Here is a 15,946-nt window from a genome sequence, read left to right as displayed (position 1 = left end):
AGTGCAATGAAAAAATTGATCGCTCTGCTTCCCCTGTTGGGTCTGGCGGCGTGCAGCAGCCCGCAACCTACCCAGTATCAATACAGCCAATACCAGTGTGGCGAAGAGATGCTGGCCATTACCTATGATGCCCAGGCTGACATGGTGCAGTTCCCCTATGCCGGGGTTTACCACAAACTGGCGCGTGTGGAGTCAGAGTCTGGCGCCAAATATTCTGACGGCCTGACCACCTTCTGGAATCAGGAGAAACAGGCGCTCCTCACCCAGAAAGGGGTTACGCTGCTGACCTGTACGCTCAAATAAGTGTCCACAGATATCTGAAGGCGTGCAGCTTCGTGTCCCAGTCTGGCCAAGACCAGACTGGGACAAAACTGTGAGACCACAAAAAACGGCTTGCCGGGAGGCAAGCCGTTTTTCTATCCATCCCTTTTCAATAAGCCAGCATTAACTGTTAATTGGTCGGGACGCTATGAAGCAGTTCGGCAGCGAGCTGCTGGCTGAGCGCCTGACGTTGGCTATCAGCAATGCTTACATCGCTGGTCAGCTGGATGATGCTGCTCCAGACTGCTTTCTGGGTTTTGCGATCGAGCAGCACTATGGCCAGCGAGCCTTTGCGCTGGTTGGCCGAGGCATAGACCCCGGGCGTCATGCCGAGGCGGGCGAAAATCTCGCCATCGCTCATATCCTTGCCGCCCGCGACGCCTATGGCGACCCACAGATCCGCCTCGTCGAGCGGCGCACTCTGCCACCCCTTGCCATTGAGCTCCCGGCTCACCGCCTGCTGCATCGGCTCCAGCCACCCTTCCGCCAGCTCACCGGCGAATTGATACTGCTCGGCCAGGGCGTAGCGCGGGGTTGCGCCATAGGTCCAGTTGCCAATCGGACGAACCAGCATGGTGCCGGACTCCAGCGTGGGGGCCGTCGGCCCGCTGCTGCAGCCGCCAAGCAGGGCGGCCAATACCACAGAGATAAACGCTAACCGCATTGTGAACTCCTTGGCTTAAGTGATCTTGCCGGTTTCAAGTAGTTGCTGGATGAGTGGCTTAAGGATCAACTCCATGGCAAACCCCATCTTGCCACCCGGCACGACGATGGTATTCATTCGTGACATGAATGAGCCGTCGATCATCGACAACAGATAGGGAAAATCGACCTGTTTTATGCCGCGAAACCGGATCACCAGCATACTCTCGTCCAGACTCGGGATCACCTTGGCACTGAAGGGATTGGAGGTGTCCACTGTCGGCACCCGTTGGAAGTTGATATGGGTGCGCGAGAACTGCGGGGTGATGAAGTTGATGTAATCATCCATGGAGCGGACTATGGAGTCGGTTACGGCCTCACGGGAGTGGCCGCGCTCCGAGGTATCGCGGATCAGCTTCTGGATCCACTCCAGGTTGACGATGGGCACCACGCCGATGAGAAAGTCCACGTGGCGGGCTACGTTGTGATCCTCAGTGACCACACCACCGTGCAGCCCTTCATAAAACAGCAGGTCAGTGTCGCTCGGCAGATGCTGCCAGGGGGTGAAGGTGCCGGGCATCTGGTTGAAGGGGACCGCCTCGTCAAAGCTGTGCAGATAGCGGCGATACTGGCCGGTGCCATCCTGGCCATAGCCCTGAAAAAAGCTCTCCAGCAAGCCGAAGTCATTGGCCTCGGGGCCAAAATAGCTGATGTGGCGTCCTTGTTCACGCGCCTTGCGGATTGCCACATCCATCTCGGGGCGGGTGTAGCGGTGAAAACTGTCACCTTCCACCACGGCTGCCTGATAACCCAATTGGTGGAACATGGATCGAAAGGCGATGGTGGAGGTAGAGGTACCGGCACCGGACGACCCGGTGACGGCGATAATGGGATGCTTGGCCGACATAGAATGCTCTCTTCCTTGGGAGTTTCGTTATACGGGCGTGAACCCGAGATGGTCAAGACGGCTCATTGAAACGATCGCGTGGCACAATATTGACCGATTCATGCAACTCGCTATAGACGATCACGGCGATGCCTTGCTGTAATTGAGTCCTTACCATAGCGACTTTGGCTTCAAGCGAAACATCATGCTCGCCATATTCGGTGCCTTCTTGCAGCACAAACTGTTCGATCAGGTTGGTCAGGGTATCGGCATCCAACGCTTGCCAGGGGATTATCATGAAGGGATCTCGATGCAAAAGGGTATAACCGTCAGCTATTGTTGTGCGCAATAAAATGAGTGCAACCTCTTTTTACGCGTTTCGTGGAGTGTGAGACATGTTGTCTGAAGAGCAACGCCGGGCCCCCTCAACGATATCGGCTCACATGGATCTTGCTTGTCGCCAGGCCATCAGTCGCGGCATGGTCTGGTTCTGGTTGCTGAACTGGCTGGTTGTGCTGTTTCTGGCGATACGCTACCAGGTCTACAGCCAGGCAGGCCTGGCCAGTGACGGTACTCTGCCATGGCGCTTTCAGAGTGAGCTGGGCTTTGTCATGGTCGTGCTGCTGCTGCTGCCGGTTGCAGCCCTGCTCTGCAATCATCTGCAGGATCGAGTCTGGCTATGGTGCGCATTGGTCGTAATGCTGGTCTGGGGGGGCGTCTGGACGCTGCATATCTTCACCATTGGTGAAGTTGAGCTGCGAGGAGGGGCAAGTTATGCCAACGGGATCATGCGCCTCAATTTACTGGCTGCGCTGATCGCGTTTTATCCCGACCGACGCGTGTTGTATGCCTATCTCAGTGTACCGTTGCTATTTGGCGTTGCGCGTTTGTGGTGGCTGGAGGTGGATTTTCCGCAGCTTTATCTGCTTGAGGTGGTATGTACCATAATGGCGCTGGAGGTTGGTCGCCGGATGCTGCATCGCTGGTTTGAATTGGCCGTGATGCGTGAGCATGACAATCTGGCCCTGTTGCGGCGCCTCGATGCACTGGCCAAGCAGGATCCACTGACTGGTCTTGCCAATCGGCGCCACTTCAGTCAGGAGCTCGAACGCTGCAAAGCCCATAGTCAGTCGAGCGGCGCCCCGCTTGCCCTTATCCTCATCGATGTGGACTACTTCAAACGCTTTAACGATCACTATGGCCATCAGGCGGGGGATGTCTGCCTGCGGGAGGTGGCGCAGTTGATGATGCGTTCGGTGCGCAGTGAGGCGGATCTGGCCGCCCGTTATGGCGGCGAGGAGTTTGTGTTGCTACTGCCCGATGCCGACAGGCAGAGCGCCGCTGCGGTAGCGCGGCGGCTGCAGGATGGGCTGGCCGAATTGCAGCTTGAGCATCTGGCATCCGATGTTGCCAGTCGGGTGACCATCAGTCAGGGGATCGCGACACTGGAAGGCGGGGAGAGTGGTGAGCAGCTACTGGCGCGGGCCGACCAGGCCCTCTACATGGCCAAGGCTGGGGGTCGCAATCAGTTCTGCACCGCACCCTGAGTCTGTTCGGCAATCCAGTGACTGATCCGCTCATCCAACCAGAACTTTGGCCGCCAGGGGGTGCCGTGCAGAAAACCGACATGGCCGCCGCGCTGGCTCAGCTCATAGCGCACCGTGGGCGAGAGTTGATCCGGCCGGGGAATGACCGCGTGTGACATAAAGGGATCGTCGGCGGCGTGCAGGATAAGGGTCGGGATGGGGATTTGAGCCAGCAGCGGTAGTCCCGAGCAGCTCTGGTAGTAGTGGCTGGCACTGTGAAAGCCGTGCAGCGGAGCGGTGACCAGTTCGTCAAAATCGCGCAGGGTGGCAATCTGCTCCACTTGCCGGGGCTGCCAGCGTTCACTCGCTTTCTGCTGTTGGCTGATCTTGCTGAGCAAATTGCGGCGCATGGTACGCAGCAGATAGTTCTGATAGACCTTTGAGAAACCCTGATTGACCCGTTCGGCACAGCTGGCCAGTTGCAGCGGGGCTGAGACTACCACTGCCGCTTTCAATGCCGCAGGACAGGCCCGTGCCAGCAAGTTGACCAGCATATTGCCACCCAGTGAAAAGCCGATGGCGATCAGCGGTTTGCCCGGGAAGCGTTGGCTCAGCTCGGCAATCAGCTCCTGCGCATCACCGATGGCGCCGGAGTGATAGGCATGCAGGTGGCGATTGGGCTCGCCGCTGCAGCCACGAAAGTGCATCAGCACGGCCTCTCTGCCCTCTTGCTGCAGATGGGTGAATAATCCCTTGGCATAGTGGGAGTGAATGCTCCCCTCCAGCCCGTGAAAGACCACCACCAGTGGTCGCGAATCTGTCGTGATCTCGCCGCTCCAGGCGAGATCGACAAAATCCCCGTCAGTCAGTTCGAAGCGCTCGGCCACAAATCGGGCCGGAGTCCGGCGCAGCCATTTGGGCAATATGGTCTGCAGATGAGGATTGCGGGCCCACCAGGGGGCGTGGAAGTGGCTTTCGGTCAGCATGGCGTCGTCGGTCTGGGTCGAAGATAGAGGGGCGAGAGGTGTTCAGCTCCCGCCAGTCATTGGCTTATTTCAGCAGGCGATCGTGATGTTCGGCACCGCGCAACATGGCCTGGATCAGCTCGTTGGCCTCGAACTTGGTCAGCGCCTCATGGGCGCCCACCTGATGGGCCCGCTCCACACTGATCTCGCTGGAGAGGGAGGTGTGCAGGATGATGTAGGCCCCCGCCAGTTTGCTGTCGCTCTGTACCTCGAAGGCCAGCTCGTAGCCATCGAGCCCAGGCATCTCGATATCGCTCACCAGAATATCGATGGGGGTCTGCTGGCTGGCACGTTGTTGCATCAGGGTCAGTGCGTCCTTGCCATTGGTACAGACCTCATAAGGGATATTGATGTAATCGAGGGCTGCCATCAGCTGGCGACGGGCGACCGAGGAGTCATCAACCAGCAGGATCCGCATCGGCTTGATCCGCTCCCGCTGCACATCGGTCAGCACCGGATAGAGGTGGCTCGGATCGTCCGGATAGACCCGGGAGAGGATCAGCTCCACATCCAGCAGCTGGATCAGCTGGTCATTGACCCGGGTGACACCAGTCACAAACACATTGTGGCCGAGGGCGGCGGGAGGTGACTCGATATCGCGCCAGTTGCACTCGGTGATCTTGTCGATGCCTCGCACCAGAAAGCCCACCAGGGTGCGGCGGCAATCGGTGATGATGATGAAGCAGTGGGGCATCTCCTCCTTGCTGATGGGGCGATAACCCACCGCCATCGCCATGTCGATCACCGGAATAGTGGCGCCGCGCATATTGGCGGCCCCCAGCACGGTCGGATGCGAGTGCGGCATGGCGGTCAGCTGGGTGTAAGGGACTATCTCCTTTACCTTGAGGGTGCCTATGGCAAAGGATTGCTGGGCTGAAAGGTGAAACAGCAACATGCCCTGGGATTGATTGGCTTTGCTCGTCATGGCAGATGTCCTGTTGGTCGAAAGGTTGGCAGTCACTTCAGGCCTTTAGCATAAAGGATTACGGGGGGGATGGCCCTTCCTTGTTAACGACCATCTGGCAAAAAACTGGACTCGTTCAGCCAATTTAGTTGGCGCATTCATACCTGTGTCCGGTTATTGAGCTCCATCTTCGCCAACACCCCACAGCTGGCAGGTCGCTTGCAATGTGGCCTCATCGGCATAACCCAGCTTGCTGGCCACCTGCGCGGGTTTGCTGCCGCCCTTGAGCAATCTGAGCGCCTGCAGCAGTTGCCACTGTTGTTGCAATTCACTCCCTTCCACCGGCACATCGGCTTGTTGTGCCCACAGTTGCAGAGACTCCGGCTGGCCATTGGCCAGCGCTTGCCAACAGGCTTGCAGCTTACCGTAACCCTGCTGGCTGATGGCGCACTGTTGCAGCTCATCCAGGATCACCTGCAGTCGCTGACCGTAGGCCCCTTGCCACTCTTTCGGACGTTGCCACCGGGCCAGAGAGTCGAGCAGGGCATCGAGCAGCGGAGTGGCTTGTAGCCAGCCTGCCTGCTGCGGCTGAGCCACGCGCAAAGAGACGCTCAGCTGATCGTACTCGCAACCGCTGAGGGGGCTGAAGGCCGCAAGGGCATCGGCGCAGAGCCAGAAGCTGCTGCCTGCCGGCAGCAACAGCTCATGTTGGCCCAGTCTCAGCAGCGCGGCGCCCCGGGTGATCCGCAACAGCTGCCCGACCGGAGTTCGTTTGCGGTTGCCGGCGTGCAGGCCCTGGCAGGAAAAATGGTGATACTCGATGGCGTGATGCATGTAAAAACCCTGATATGATGCTGCCTGGAGGTAACAAATATGGAAACCAGACGTAAAAAACGCTTCATTGCCGGTGCAGTCTGCCCGGCGTGCGGCAAGTTGGACAACATGATGCTGTATCTGGAGCATGGAGTCGAGAAGGTGACCTGCGTCGCCTGTGGCGATACCCAGGTACAAACGCCTGCCGAGGTCGACAAGCAGACTCGCGAGGCGGAAGAGGTGATCGGGGTGTTTCGCCCCTGATGTGGCAACGGCGGGTGGAGTGCGGGTCTCCTCGCTGACGCTGTTGCCGTTTTTTTCGTCACTCCGTGGCGCCGCACGGCATATGCGCGGCCCGCTTTTTAGGGTATTCTGAGCCCGTTTTTTTCTATCCGCAGGATCCTGACATGAAAGTAGCTCCTCTGAGCGTGGTTACGCTGGAATACACAGTCACCGACGAGCACGGTGAAGTCATCGACAGCACTGTCGGCAAAGAGCCGCTGGTCTATCTGCACGGCACCCGTTACCTGGTCTCTGGCCTGGAAGCCGAGCTGGAAGGTCGCGCGGTAGGTGAAGCCTTCGAAGTGACTCTGGCACCGAGCCAGGCCTACGGCGAATATGACGAGACACTGGTACAAGAAGTACCGGGCGAGCTGTTCGACGGCATGGAAGTCTCCGAAGGGGATACTTTTGTGGCTGAAACCGACGATGGTCACCGTCCGGTGACCGTGGTTGAAGTGTCCGAAGAGTTCGTCAAAGTGGATGGCAACCATCCGCTGGCAGGCGTAACCCTGGGCTTCAAGGTCGAGATCAAGGACGTGCGTGCCGCCACTGCCGAAGAGCTGGCCCACGGCCACGTTCACGGTGCCGGTGGTTGCGGTCACGATCACGGTCATGACCACGATCACGGCGGCTGCTGTGGTGGTCATGGTCACGACCACGATGAGGATCACGGCCACGGCGGCTGCTGCGGTGGCGGCGGTTGTGGTGGCAAGGGCCATCACCACTGATCACGGCCATGCCGATGATAAAAAAACCCGCGTGAACGCGGGTTTTTTTTATTGGCTGACAGCTATGCCAAGCCATGTTGCCTGACCAGAGATGGCACCGGATCAGTAGTGCGGCGGCGGGGTCTCTTCGGCCATGCTGGCAATCTGGCTGGGCTGTACGCTTTGCAGTTTGTCGATCAGCAGCTGGATCTGGTATTTGAGTCGATCGATTTCACGGCCCTGGGTGGTCACCTCGTCGTTGAGCTGCTCTATGGTGTATTCCGCATAGGCGAGACGGGTTTCCAGGGTTTCGATGCGATCGTTAAGTTGCTGACTCATGGGCCTTCGGGTCCTTACTTGATTGTCCAGATTTCGGCCAGACCACTGGAGCTGGCACTGACAAGGTGGCTATTGTCGCGCAAAGCGACGCCGTAGACCACTGCGCTGGGCGGTTTCACCTTGGGTTGCGGCGAGACGCGCCAGCTCTGCAGCAGGGCACCATCGCTCACTTGCCACAGGGAGAGCTGACGGGAAGGGGCGCCAGTGATGAGCCACTTGCCATCGTTGGCAAAGCGGGCGCTGGTGTAGACCTCGAAGCGGTGATCATATTGCAGCTGACTCACCTCCTTGCCGGTTTTCAGATCCCAGATGCTGGCCCGGCTGCTGTCGGCGGTGAAGGCGTAGCGGCCGCTCGGCTCTAGTCTGGCCATGATCACCCGGCCACCATGGTTGAAGCGCCAGATCACCTGCCCGCTACGGGTATCCCACAGATAGGCGCTGTAGTCGTTGCCGCCGGTCAGGGCGTAGCGACCGTTGGCGGAGAGATCCACCGTATTGACCTGTTCGGTGTGCCCCAGAAACTGCAGGCGACGACCGCTTCGGGTATCGAGCCACTCGGCCTTGCCATCTTCCCGACCTATCAGCACATAACGACCGTCGGCAGAGAGCGCGATGTCCCTCAGCCTGGATTCAGGAAGTGAGTAGTAGCCTTGTGATTGCCCGTCGCTCAGCCGCCAGGTTGCAAAGGTGTCGGGGGTGGCGGTGACGGCATGGCTGTTGCCTTCGGAAAAGCGGGTAATGAATACCAGATCATCCGCCGAGTCGGATTGCTTCCAGCGCCAGCGTTGACGGTTCTGTTCCAGATCCCAGACGATGATGCCCTGGCTGATGCTGGAGACGATGGCTTGCTTGCCATCACTGGAGAGATCTGCGGTCAGCAGACCCGTGCTGGCGAGGGTCATTTGCTGGTTGGGTTGGGAGCTCTGCTCGCAACCGGTGAGCATTAAACAGAGGCTCACCAGATAAATGGCACTTTTTATCATTTTTGCGGTCTCACGCTTTTGTTACCTGCGATCACGGCGTTAGTATAAGGCGCTTATCACGATAAACCTCTCATTTCACGATGGAACCGAGAGCGGTATTTGGAGTTTGGAGAAACTGATGAACAAATTTCTGAAGGTGTCCCTGTTGGCGGCGGCCGTTGCCGTCGGTCTGACTGCTTGCCAAAAAGACGAGAAGCCTGCTGCGGCCAATACCGCCGAAGTGAAGGCAGAAGCCAGCAAGCCGGCAGAGGCGACCAAGGCCGAAGCCAAGAGCTTTGAAGAGCAATCTGGCTACGCAATTGGCCTCTCCATGGGTCGTTACATCGCCAATACCCTGGAGCGTCAGCAGGAACTGGGCATCAAACTGGACAACGCCGTGATCCTGAAAGGGGTGACTGACGGTCTGGGCAAAGAAGCCAAGATGACTGATGAAGAGATCCAGAAGGTACTGCAGGATTATGACGCCAAGATCAACGAGCTGACCAAGGCCAAGGCCGAGAAAGACGCCGTTGAGAATCTGAAGAAGGGCGAAGAGTTCCTGGCTGCCAACGCCAAGAAAGAGGGTGTGAAGAGCACGGAATCCGGCCTGCAATACGTGGTCGAGAAGATGGGCTCTGGCGCCAAGCCGAAATCTACCGATATCGTCAAGGTTCACTACACCGGTACCCTGACCGACGGCACCAAGTTCGACAGCTCCGTCGATCGCGGCGAGCCGGCTACCTTCCCGCTCAACCAGGTTATCCCGGGTTGGACTGAAGGTGTTCAGCTGATGCCGGTTGGCTCCAAGTTCAAGTTCTTCCTGCCGTCCAAGCTGGCTTATGGCGAGCACGGTGCAGGCTCCATCCCGGCGAACGCCGTGCTGGTGTTTGACGTTGAGCTGCTGGCTATCGAGAAGCCGACTGCAGACGACGCCAAGAAGTAATCCCTTCTTGTAGTTAAAAAGCGGCTCCTTAAGGAGCCGTTTTTACTTGTGTATTCCCTGCAATCGCGGGATAACAGAGCTGTCTTGGCGTTGGGTTTGCGCGCGAAAATAAGGCAAAATAGATCGCAGAATCAAATACAAGGATGAGTCCAGTGGCTGAAAATAAATCGCGTGTCCTGCTGGTGGAAGATACCCGTAGTCTGGCGGTGGTCTATGAACAGTACCTGCGCCAGGAGGGGTATGAGGTGGTGCTGGCCGATTGTGGTCAGCAGGCGTTGGCGCAGTTGCTGGCAAGTCCTCCCCCCGTGGTGCTGCTGGATCTGGAGCTGCCGGATATGTCCGGTATGGATATTCTGCAGATGATCACCGAACAGCAGTTGCCCTGCTCGGTGGTGGTGATCACCGCCCACGGCTCGGTGGATGTGGCGGTGGAGGCGATGCGCCTCGGTGCCTTCGATTTTCTGACCAAGCCGTTTGACAGTAAGCGGCTCTGCGCCACCGTTCGCAATGCCTTGAAACACCAGCAGTTGAGCTCGCTGGTTGCCCACTATCGGGAGAACTTCGAGCGTAGCTCCTTCTTCGGCTTTATCGGTGCCTCCATGTCGATGCAGGCGGTCTATCGCATCATCGAGAGCGCTGCGCCCAGCAAGGCGACCGTCTTTATCACTGGCGAAAGCGGCACCGGCAAAGAGGTGTGTGCCGAGGCGATTCACCAGTGCAGTCCCCGCAGCGAACAGCCCTTTATTGCCCTCAACTGCGCCGCCATTCCCCACGATTTGATGGAGAGCGAGATCTTCGGTCATGTGAAGGGCTCTTTTACCGGCGCCCAGGGGGATCGCAAGGGGGCGGCCAGTCTGGCCGATGGTGGCACCCTGTTTCTCGACGAGATCTGCGAGATGGACCTGGATCTGCAGAGCAAGCTGCTGCGCTTCATCCAGACCGGCACAGTGCAGCGAGTCGGCAGCGGCAAGCTCGAGACGGTGGATGTGCGCTTTATCTGCGCCACCAACCGGGATCCGCTGGTGGAGGTGAAAGCGGGCCGTTTTCGCGAGGATCTCTACTATCGGCTCCACGTCATTCCCCTCACTCTGCCGCCGCTGCGGGAGAGGGGCGAGGATATCCTGCTGCTGGCGCGTACCCTGCTGCAGAGCTACGCCAAGGAGGAGAACAAACGCTTCAAGGATTTCGATGTCGAGGCGGCGCGAGTGCTGCTCGACTACCCTTGGCCTGGCAACGTACGCGAGCTGCAAAACGTGGTGCGCAATATCGTGGTGCTCAACGACAAGGAGCTGGTGAGCCCGGATATTCTGCCGCCACCGCTCAATGGGGTTCGCCCCCAACTGCCGGCTGCGATTGCGGCAGCGGTGGCATCTGCTCCGGCCGCCACCGGAGTGGCCAACGGGCCTATCCGCCCGCTCTGGCTGGTGGAAAAAGAGGTGATCGAACAGGCCATCGCCAGCTGTGACGGCAACATTCCCAAAGCGGCGGCCCTGCTCGAGATCAGCCCCTCCACCATTTACCGTAAAAAGCAGGGGTGGGAAGAGTCCAATCGGGCCTGAACCATCTTGCCAGCAGAAAGGGCGGCTAGCGTGCCGCCCTTGCTATTTTGGGGATCAGAGTTTGGCGAGGCGCTTGAGGCGGGTCAGCCGCTCCCCCTCGTTGGCGCTGAACCAGCGGTCCTGTGACAGCAGAAACCAGGCGCGGGAGAAGTATTCCGCGGCCAGCGGATCGTCCAGCACCAAGGCATTCTCCCCCAGCTCCTCGAACAGATAACCATCCTCAGGTTCGCCAGCCTCGGCCATATCGGCCTTGAGCTGGTGCAGCTCTGCCAGCGCCTGCTGGTGCTGACCCTGGGCCCGGGTCAGGCGAGCCAGACTCCAGCGGGCGATAAACGCCTTGGCCGGCTGGTTATGTTGCAGATGCCAGGCCAGGCACTTCTGTTGCTGGATTTTCGCCTCCTCGAAGCGGCCCAGTTCGAACAGGGTCCAGCCCTGATTGTTGTAAAGGGGGGCCAGCCAGCCGCGCACCTTCTCGTCACTGCTGCGTTCCGCCAGCTCCATCGCCAGTTGATGCCAGCGGCTCTGCTCTTCCAGCGGTGCGGCGATGGCGATCATGTGGGCGGCGTCGATAGCAAGATAGGTCTCCTTCTCCTTGAGCCCCCATTGCCAAGCTTGTTCAAACAGCGGTTTGGCACTGGCTTTGTCGCCCGCCGAGTTAAAGGTGCGGCCTCGCTCCAGCAGGGCCCTGATCCGCGCTCTGGGGGTTGTATCTGTGAGACGAGGCGCTATCTCGTCGAGCAGCTGGTGGGCTTCGGCAAACTGGCGCTGCAGCGAATGGGTACGGGCAATTTGGGTCAGCAACTCCAGTTCGAGTTGCAGGTCGGCGGCGGCGCGCGCTTCGGGAAGAAGGGTGTGAAAACGAAGGGCACTGGCGGCGGGATCCTGATAATCCCACAGCGCCATGAAATCGGGCGGATTGTCCATTTGGCCTCCTTGCTGGTTATCCTGTCACCAAGATGCCTGCAGGCCATTGTTTGTACAAGGGCGCCCGTCACAGAGCGCCCCTTGAGCCATGCTAACGGTTGTGCCAGCCGATCAGTAGACCATGGCCAGGCTCATCAGCATCAGGCCGAGGGCGGCAAAGGCCCCCTCCTTGATGGCGAGCCGTGGCACCAGCGCCTTGGGCAGGGCCGGAAACAGGCTCAGGGCAAAGCCAAGCCCCGGCATCAACCAGTGGAATGCCGGATCGCGCAGGGCGGGATTGGCGGCTCCATTGATGATGATCAGCAAAATAAACAGGGTGAAGGCGGGGAGGATAAACCAGCGTACCCCGCCGGCGGCGACCGCCCGCAGCGGCGAAATGCGATAGAGCAGCATGGTCACAAGGAACAGAACAAAAGGGGCCAGCAGATAGAGCGGAGCGGGGTTCATAACATCTTTCCTGAAAACTGATCGTCAAAAAACAGGGAGTCCGGTGCAAGAGGCGCGGGATTTAACCACTCTTCGCAGGTAATCACCAGCAGCCCGGGCCCGGGCTGTGAAGAGGATCCCGGATAAAGGTTTGCTAGCGCGTCTTAGTGCGACCAGAACCAGGCTGCTGCAAATCCCAGCCAGCTCAACACTAGCAAGATCCAGGGCAGGGGATGCTGATGGCTTACTTCAACCAGCTCCAGCTGATCGTCTTGTTCTTCGGTTTGTGGCGCGCCCTGTGGCTGCCTGGCTTTGGCCTGCATTTTTTTCTGGCGGCTCGCTTCGCGGGCCCGCGCCTTCATCTGTTTCTTGTATTCGTCGATGCCTTTCTGGATCCCTTGCGCGATAAGCTGGGTCTGTTCCTTGGTCTGCCCCGGCTTCTGGTTGGCACGGGCAATTTTCATCGCCTCCTGCTGGGTCTCGGGGGAAATCTTGTCGTACTTGGCCATCAAATCATCTCCTCGGGCATGGCTGGCTGGGGAGTATGCCATAAAGGCACGTCCGGGTGGCGTCTCCTTGGTGCGGGAGGGGATCAAGTGAGTGACAGCTCAACAAAAAACCTGACAAATCAGCAGGAAGCCGGATGTTGGGCCGAAGATCACAATTAGCAGAATTTGTGAGTCATCGATGAAAAACGGTCATCTGTTGTTTGTTATATTGGCGCCCGACCCGCTGGACAGGGTTGATAAATAACAAAACAATCAAGGTGATATGGAAATGAATAATAACTTTATCAAAGGCGGCGTGGCACTGGCCGTGCTTGCTGCACTGACTGGCTGTAATACCTCGAGCAATGACACCGTTGCACCCTGCACCGAAAATGTCTGCAAACTGACCATCCTGCACACCAACGATACCCACGGCCGTTTCTGGCACAACGCTGAAAATGAGTATGGTATGGCTGCCCAGAAGACTCTGGTCGAGCAGCTGCGTAGCGAGGCCAAGGCTGCTGGCAGCGAGGTGTTGGTGCTATCTGGTGGTGACGTGAATACCGGGGTGCCGGAGTCCGATCTGCAGGATGCCGAGCCTGACTTCATGGCGATGAACAACATTCGCTACGATGCCATGGCAGTGGGCAACCATGAATTCGACAACCCCCTCAGCGTACTGGAGAAGCAGCGCAAGTGGGCCCAGTTCCCCATGCTCTCGGCCAACATCTATGACAAGGCGAGTGGCAAACACTACTTTGACCCCTACAAGGTGTTCAAGCTGGAGAGCGGTCTCAAGGTCGCCGTACTGGGCCTGACCACCGAAGATACCGCCCAGCTGGTTGACCCCAACAACGTGCAGACTCTGGAGTTCCGCGATCCGACTACGGAAGCGGCCAAACTGGGCCAGCAGATCCGCAGCAACAAGGAGGCCAATCTGGTCTTCGCCATCACCCACATGGGCCATTACGAGAATGGTCAGCACGGCAGCAATGCGCCGGGCGATGTAGAGATGGCTCGTGCACTGCCGGCAGGGACTCTGGATGCCATCATTGGTGGCCACTCCCAGAATCCGGTCTGTATGGAACCGGGCACCACCAACAAGTACGCCAATTTCAAACCGGGTGATAACTGCCAACCGGACCAGCAAAACGGCACCTGGATCATGCAGGCTCACGAGTGGGGCAAGTATGTGGGCCGTGCCCAGTTTGAGTATCAGAATGGCAAGTTGACCCTGACCAGCTATGAGCTGATCCCGGTCAACCTGATCAAGCGCAACGCCAAGGGCGAGGCGATCGATGCCAACGGCGTCGTAACCAAGGACCCGACCAAGATGCAGTTCGTACAGGACGAGATCACCAAGGATCCCGAGCTGTATAACACCCTGCTGGGTTATCAGGAGAAAGGTCAGCAAGAGCTGAATGTCGTCATTGGCTCGGCAGATGGCTTGCTGGTTGGTGATCGCAACTCGGTTCGCAACAAGCAGACCAACCTGGGTCGCCTCATCACCACGGCGACCAGCAGCAAGCTGGGGGTCGACTTTGGTATCGTCAACTCAGGCGGCGTGCGTGACAGCATCCCGGCCGGTGATATCACTTACCGCAGCGTGCTGCTGGTGCACCCGTTTGGCAACACGGTCAACAAGGCTGTCATGAAGGGAAGCGAGCTGGCGACCTATCTGGGCCAGGTGGCAAGCAAGACCCGCAATACCGGTGGTTATGCCCAGTTTGGCGGTATCAACATGGCGGTGGATTGCCAGGCCAAGAGCGTCAATATCACCAGTATCGGTGGCAAGGCGTTTGATCCGGCAGCAACTTACAGCTTCGCGATCCCGAGCTTCAGCGCCTCCGGTGGTGACGGCTATCCGAAGATCGATACCATCAATGCCGGCTTGGTGGATGCAGCCGTGCTGAAAGAGTTCATCGAGATCAAGAAGACCATCAACGTTGCGGATTATCAGCCAGGCAATGAGGTGAGCTATCTGAACTCAACATCTGCCGAAGGGTGCAACTGATTCGTCAGCGGTGCGTTTAGCTCCAGATGTGATCCCCAAGGGCAGCCGGTGGCTGCCCTTTGTCGTTGTTTGGGTGGCGGTTACAACTCTTCAATCATCAATGACGATAGCAATCGCCTGTATGAGGTCAGGTGAGGGGATGAAATGAAAAGAGGCGGCCCGTTGGCCGCCTCTTGCGTAGTGACAATCTAAACCTTACAGCTGTTCGATACCAACTATATGCCAGGGGGCATTGTTTTTGGCCAGATCGCGCTCGAGGTGCCACACCTCTTTGATGTCTTCTTCGACCTGCTCCTGACGGTCCATGTAGCGGCCGCTGAAGCGCACGCTCACCTGAGCCCAGTCGCTGCCATAGTCAGCACGTACCAGCTGGGTATCGACGTACATCACTTCGGTATGCTGGTCGCCAGTCAGTTCGGCGCGCTCGGCTTTGAGCTGTTCAAACAGCTCGGGGCTGACGTATTCGCGCACTTTTTCCAGATCGTTCTTGTTCCACGCCTCTTGCAGGGTGCGATAGTGATCGCGGGCACCGGCCAGGAAGCTGTTCATGTCAAAGCCTGGCGGCAGGCGGAACGGGACGTCGCTGTCGGCAAAGCCGGTGGCTTGCGGTGCGCTGTTGCTCTGCTCAAACTGCTGCGGGGCCGCGGATTGCGGTGGCTGATAGCCCGCATAGGCCGCCTGTTGTGGCTGTGGCGTCGCGACCTTGCCCTTGCGCAGGGTACGGATCAGGAAGACTGCCCCCAGCGCCAGCAGGGCGATCAGCAGGAAGTCCATTCCTTGCAGACCTTCAAAGGCACCGCTGCCCAGCAGGTAGGCAAACAGGCCGCCAGCCAGCAGGCCGCCCAGCAGGCCACCCATCATGCCGCTCTTTTTCGGCGGCGTCTGGGCATTCAGTGTCGGATTCTTGTTGTCGACCGGTTTGGCCGCAGGCTGGGCCGGCGCAGTTTTGTAACTTTTACCAAAGGATTTGCCGCCGCCAAATTTCTTGGCTTCGGCGTGAGGTGCCCCCAGGCCAATGGCCAGGATCACGGCAAACAGGGTCAGCATCTTTTTCATTTTGACTCTTTTCACTCTCGTCTGTGGGTGGGGCATGCTCCGCTTTGGCAAGCTCAGCAAGGCGCATGGCAGGCTGCCTGTCCCTAATTGTGTCGCAGCTTGTATTCATCAATATCACCTCTGGCATGA

At 58.5% G+C, this 15,946-nt stretch carries 19 protein-coding genes; 7 read left to right on the top strand and 12 right to left on the bottom strand.

What is annotated here, in order from left to right; all coding sequences use genetic code 11:
- The first annotated feature begins 6 nt into the window (after window positions 1-6).
- Entirely contained in the window at window positions 7-303 is a 297-nt protein-coding gene (locus G5533_RS08050) for an MliC family protein (RefSeq protein ID WP_216952978.1), read from the top strand.
- A gap of 148 nt (window positions 304-451) precedes the next feature.
- Here the strand turns inward: G5533_RS08050 and G5533_RS08045 are convergent, their stop codons facing one another.
- From G5533_RS08045 to G5533_RS08035, 3 genes are read right to left on the bottom strand one after another with little or no spacing between them, the layout of a single operon-like run.
- Window positions 452-985, bottom strand: coding sequence for a DUF4136 domain-containing protein (locus G5533_RS08045; protein WP_216952979.1), 534 nt, complete (start codon window positions 983-985; stop codon window positions 452-454).
- A gap of 15 nt (window positions 986-1,000) precedes the next feature.
- Entirely contained in the window at window positions 1,001-1,870 is an 870-nt protein-coding gene (locus G5533_RS08040; protein ID WP_157162054.1) for a phosphoribulokinase, read from the bottom strand.
- 52 nt (window positions 1,871-1,922) lie between these two features.
- Window positions 1,923-2,147, bottom strand: a complete 225-nt coding sequence (locus tag G5533_RS08035; protein ID WP_216952980.1) for a YheU family protein — start codon at window positions 2,145-2,147, stop codon at window positions 1,923-1,925.
- Between the two features lie 145 nt (window positions 2,148-2,292).
- On the opposite strand from G5533_RS08035, the gene G5533_RS08030 reads away from it, so the two are divergent.
- Window positions 2,293-3,396, top strand: coding sequence for a GGDEF domain-containing protein (locus tag G5533_RS08030; RefSeq protein WP_337072492.1), 1,104 nt, complete (start codon window positions 2,293-2,295; stop codon window positions 3,394-3,396).
- Here G5533_RS08030 and G5533_RS08025 read toward each other — a convergent pair.
- The 3 genes from G5533_RS08025 to G5533_RS08015 form a co-directional block, all read right to left on the bottom strand.
- Window positions 3,375-4,361, bottom strand: coding sequence for a hydrolase (locus G5533_RS08025; protein WP_227342035.1), 987 nt, complete (start codon window positions 4,359-4,361; stop codon window positions 3,375-3,377). The genes G5533_RS08030 and G5533_RS08025 overlap by 22 nt on opposite strands.
- 64 nt (window positions 4,362-4,425) lie before the next feature.
- Window positions 4,426-5,325 (bottom strand): chemotaxis protein, encoded by a 900-nt coding sequence (locus G5533_RS08020; RefSeq protein ID WP_227342036.1) that lies wholly within the window; start codon window positions 5,323-5,325, stop codon window positions 4,426-4,428.
- 153 nt (window positions 5,326-5,478) lie between these two features.
- The gene (locus tag G5533_RS08015) at window positions 5,479-6,138 is read right to left on the bottom strand and encodes a hypothetical protein (RefSeq protein ID WP_227342037.1); all 660 of its coding nucleotides are present in this window, start codon (window positions 6,136-6,138) and stop codon (window positions 5,479-5,481) included.
- A 39-nt stretch (window positions 6,139-6,177) separates the two neighbouring features.
- Here G5533_RS08015 and G5533_RS08010 point away from each other — a divergent pair, with 39 nt between their 5' ends.
- Both G5533_RS08010 and slyD read left to right on the top strand, forming a co-directional pair.
- Window positions 6,178-6,381 (top strand): YheV family putative zinc ribbon protein, encoded by a 204-nt coding sequence (locus G5533_RS08010; protein ID WP_005335287.1) that lies wholly within the window; start codon window positions 6,178-6,180, stop codon window positions 6,379-6,381.
- 143 nt (window positions 6,382-6,524) lie between these two features.
- A complete protein-coding gene (gene slyD, locus G5533_RS08005) occupies window positions 6,525-7,127 on the top strand; it encodes a peptidylprolyl isomerase (RefSeq protein ID WP_160881135.1) in 603 nt (200 codons plus the stop codon).
- 102 nt (window positions 7,128-7,229) lie between these two features.
- On the opposite strand, the gene G5533_RS08000 is transcribed toward slyD, so the two are convergent.
- Together G5533_RS08000 and G5533_RS07995 are read right to left on the bottom strand one after the other, a co-directional pair.
- Window positions 7,230-7,445, bottom strand: a complete 216-nt coding sequence (locus G5533_RS08000; RefSeq protein ID WP_216952985.1) for a SlyX family protein — start codon at window positions 7,443-7,445, stop codon at window positions 7,230-7,232.
- Window positions 7,446-7,459: 14 nt separating this feature from the next.
- Window positions 7,460-8,428, bottom strand: coding sequence for a vegetatible incompatibility protein HET-E-1 (locus G5533_RS07995; RefSeq protein ID WP_043820853.1), 969 nt, complete (start codon window positions 8,426-8,428; stop codon window positions 7,460-7,462).
- Between the two features lie 118 nt (window positions 8,429-8,546).
- Between G5533_RS07995 and fkpA the strand changes: the two genes are divergently transcribed.
- Both fkpA and G5533_RS07985 read left to right on the top strand, forming a co-directional pair.
- Window positions 8,547-9,350 carry an FKBP-type peptidyl-prolyl cis-trans isomerase gene (gene fkpA / locus G5533_RS07990; protein WP_216952987.1) on the top strand — a complete coding sequence of 268 codons (804 nt, stop codon included), beginning with the start codon at window positions 8,547-8,549 and terminating at the stop codon, window positions 9,348-9,350.
- A 152-nt stretch (window positions 9,351-9,502) separates the two neighbouring features.
- Entirely contained in the window at window positions 9,503-10,909 is a 1,407-nt protein-coding gene (locus G5533_RS07985; RefSeq protein ID WP_005348258.1) for a sigma-54-dependent transcriptional regulator, read from the top strand.
- Between the two features lie 54 nt (window positions 10,910-10,963).
- Here the strand turns inward: G5533_RS07985 and G5533_RS07980 are convergent, their stop codons facing one another.
- The 3 genes from G5533_RS07980 to G5533_RS07970 all read right to left on the bottom strand — a co-directional run bounded on the left by G5533_RS07980 (window position 10,964) and on the right by G5533_RS07970 (window position 12,768).
- The gene (locus tag G5533_RS07980; protein WP_421255367.1) at window positions 10,964-11,833 is read right to left on the bottom strand and encodes a hypothetical protein; all 870 of its coding nucleotides are present in this window, start codon (window positions 11,831-11,833) and stop codon (window positions 10,964-10,966) included.
- Between the two features lie 111 nt (window positions 11,834-11,944).
- Window positions 11,945-12,280, bottom strand: coding sequence for a hypothetical protein (locus tag G5533_RS07975; RefSeq protein WP_107684268.1), 336 nt, complete (start codon window positions 12,278-12,280; stop codon window positions 11,945-11,947).
- Window positions 12,281-12,423: 143 nt separating this feature from the next.
- The gene (locus G5533_RS07970) at window positions 12,424-12,768 is read right to left on the bottom strand and encodes a DUF2956 domain-containing protein (RefSeq protein WP_206877835.1); all 345 of its coding nucleotides are present in this window, start codon (window positions 12,766-12,768) and stop codon (window positions 12,424-12,426) included.
- Between the two features lie 268 nt (window positions 12,769-13,036).
- On the opposite strand from G5533_RS07970, the gene ushA reads away from it, so the two are divergent.
- Window positions 13,037-14,761, top strand: coding sequence for a bifunctional UDP-sugar hydrolase/5'-nucleotidase UshA (gene ushA / locus G5533_RS07965; protein ID WP_421255368.1), 1,725 nt, complete (start codon window positions 13,037-13,039; stop codon window positions 14,759-14,761).
- Between the two features lie 195 nt (window positions 14,762-14,956).
- On the opposite strand, the gene G5533_RS07960 is transcribed toward ushA, so the two are convergent.
- Entirely contained in the window at window positions 14,957-15,817 is an 861-nt protein-coding gene (locus tag G5533_RS07960; protein WP_005335275.1) for a Tim44 domain-containing protein, read from the bottom strand.
- Between the last annotated feature and the right edge of the window lie 129 nt (window positions 15,818-15,946).

This window comes from Aeromonas sp. A600620, from assembly GCF_029479985.1.
Taxonomy (GTDB): domain Bacteria; phylum Pseudomonadota; class Gammaproteobacteria; order Enterobacterales; family Aeromonadaceae; genus Aeromonas; species Aeromonas veronii_A.
The sequence above is the reverse complement of the archived record's forward strand: the minus strand, read 5'-3'. Positions and strand labels throughout refer to the sequence as shown.

Bases quoted from the DNA above. Each gene is read 5' to 3' on its own strand.
- G5533_RS08000 (WP_216952985.1), bottom strand. From the start codon at position 7,445: ATGAGTCAGCAACTTAACGATCGCATCGAAACCCTGGAAACCCGTCTC.
- G5533_RS07980 (WP_421255367.1), bottom strand. From the start codon at position 11,833: ATGGACAATCCGCCCGATTTCATGGCGCTGTGGGATTATCAGGATCCC.
- G5533_RS08030 (WP_337072492.1), top strand. From the start codon at position 2,293: ATGGATCTTGCTTGTCGCCAGGCCATCAGTCGCGGCATGGTCTGGTTC.
- G5533_RS08015 (WP_227342037.1), bottom strand. From the start codon at position 6,138: ATGCATCACGCCATCGAGTATCACCATTTTTCCTGCCAGGGCCTGCAC.
- G5533_RS07960 (WP_005335275.1), bottom strand. From the start codon at position 15,817: ATGAAAAAGATGCTGACCCTGTTTGCCGTGATCCTGGCCATTGGCCTG.
- G5533_RS07975 (WP_107684268.1), bottom strand. From the start codon at position 12,280: ATGAACCCCGCTCCGCTCTATCTGCTGGCCCCTTTTGTTCTGTTCCTT.
- G5533_RS07970 (WP_206877835.1), bottom strand. From the start codon at position 12,768: ATGGCCAAGTACGACAAGATTTCCCCCGAGACCCAGCAGGAGGCGATG.
- G5533_RS08045 (WP_216952979.1), bottom strand. From the start codon at position 985: ATGCGGTTAGCGTTTATCTCTGTGGTATTGGCCGCCCTGCTTGGCGGC.
- G5533_RS07995 (WP_043820853.1), bottom strand. From the start codon at position 8,428: ATGATAAAAAGTGCCATTTATCTGGTGAGCCTCTGTTTAATGCTCACC.
- fkpA (WP_216952987.1), top strand. From the start codon at position 8,547: ATGAACAAATTTCTGAAGGTGTCCCTGTTGGCGGCGGCCGTTGCCGTC.
- G5533_RS08035 (WP_216952980.1), bottom strand. From the start codon at position 2,147: ATGATAATCCCCTGGCAAGCGTTGGATGCCGATACCCTGACCAACCTG.
- G5533_RS08040 (WP_157162054.1), bottom strand. From the start codon at position 1,870: ATGTCGGCCAAGCATCCCATTATCGCCGTCACCGGGTCGTCCGGTGCC.
- ushA (WP_421255368.1), top strand. From the start codon at position 13,037: ATGAATAATAACTTTATCAAAGGCGGCGTGGCACTGGCCGTGCTTGCT.
- G5533_RS08025 (WP_227342035.1), bottom strand. From the start codon at position 4,361: ATGCTGACCGAAAGCCACTTCCACGCCCCCTGGTGGGCCCGCAATCCT.
- slyD (WP_160881135.1), top strand. From the start codon at position 6,525: ATGAAAGTAGCTCCTCTGAGCGTGGTTACGCTGGAATACACAGTCACC.
- G5533_RS08050 (WP_216952978.1), top strand. From the start codon at position 7: ATGAAAAAATTGATCGCTCTGCTTCCCCTGTTGGGTCTGGCGGCGTGC.
- G5533_RS08020 (WP_227342036.1), bottom strand. From the start codon at position 5,325: ATGACGAGCAAAGCCAATCAATCCCAGGGCATGTTGCTGTTTCACCTT.
- G5533_RS08010 (WP_005335287.1), top strand. From the start codon at position 6,178: ATGGAAACCAGACGTAAAAAACGCTTCATTGCCGGTGCAGTCTGCCCG.